The sequence below is a fragment of the Lactobacillus sp. C449L genome (assembly GCF_059900815.1).
Genome location: NZ_JBWXGA010000011.1, coordinates 1 through 1094, shown reverse-complemented (window position 1 = coordinate 1094; position 1094 = coordinate 1). Strand labels below are relative to the sequence as shown.

The 1094-nt window shown below is 57.6% G+C and carries 2 protein-coding genes; both read left to right on the top strand.

The features are described from left to right. The coding region (locus AC2JF9_RS07955) for an ImmA/IrrE family metallo-endopeptidase (RefSeq protein ID WP_500726728.1) at positions 1-518 on the top strand (518 nt) is incomplete at its 5' end. Positions 519-531: 13 nt separating this feature from the next. Next, positions 532-1011 (top strand): hypothetical protein, encoded by a 480-nt coding sequence (locus tag AC2JF9_RS07950; RefSeq protein WP_500726726.1) that lies wholly within the window; start codon positions 532-534, stop codon positions 1009-1011. Positions 1012-1094 lie beyond the last annotated feature (83 nt).

Below are 1094 nucleotides of genomic sequence, written 5' to 3'. Positions count from 1 at the left end.
CGGGTATCCGCTTCGTGATTGTGGAGTCTTTGCCTTCTGCAAAGATCGACGGTGTTTGCTTCTGGTTGAGCCCCAGCGCGCCAGTAATTGGTCTTTCGCTTCGCCATGATCGAATTGACAATTTCTGGTTCGTCCTTCGCCATGAGCTGGAGCATGTGCTTCAAGGGCATGGCCAAGTCTCCCCTATCCTCGACACTGAGTTAGAGGGCGACAAGGCCGGAACCGGCGCTGACATTCCAGAAGAGGAGCGCGTCGCGAACGAGGCAGGCGCGGAATTTTGCGTGCCTCAGGATCAGCTAAAGGGCTTCATCGCCCGTAAGGCTCCCTTCTTTTCTGAACGCGACCTTTTGGGCTTTGCCCGCACCATCAATGTTCATCCCGGACTGGTCGCGGGACAGCTCCAACACAAGACGGGACGGTATGACCGATTCCGCAATCATTTGGTGAAGGTGCGTAACTTCATTGCGCCGAGCGCAGTGGTGGATGGATGGGGCGACGTAGCGCCCATTGATTTCTGAAAGGGCCAGTAAAGTGAGTAAGAAGAAGGAAATGCAGCGCCTGATCCGCGCTTACAAAGAAGAAACCGGCGAGCACGAAATCGACATGCACAAGGTCGCTCATTGGGCGGTCCGGAAGGGCTGGCCGTTGCCGGTGCCGAAAGACCCGCTGGAGCTACTGGCCAAGCAATTCAAGGATGCGGCCAGCGACCAGATCGAGCGGGACCCGAAAACCGGCAATCCCTACCGTGTTTATCACGCGGTGCCGGTCCAAAGCGGGCAGACGACCCTTTTCCACTATGTCGATATTCGCGAAGCGCCACGGAGGGTCATGCACAAGTCGCTGATCAACCGCCGCGAGCAAATGATCGGCGATGGGCTCCAGCTCACGTTCGACGCGATGTTCTGGAACAGCCTGCATCCTGAAGAAGAGCCTATCGAACTCCCGATGGACTTCACTCCGGACATTGAGTGGCGGCTTAATTCCCGGGACGGCGAGGCCGAAGCGGCTTAGTCTTTCTTCCAGCGAGCTTCAGCAGCGAGGCGGGCTATGTCCGCTCGTTGCTCTGGCGAAAGCTTGATTGCACGGGCCTTGGC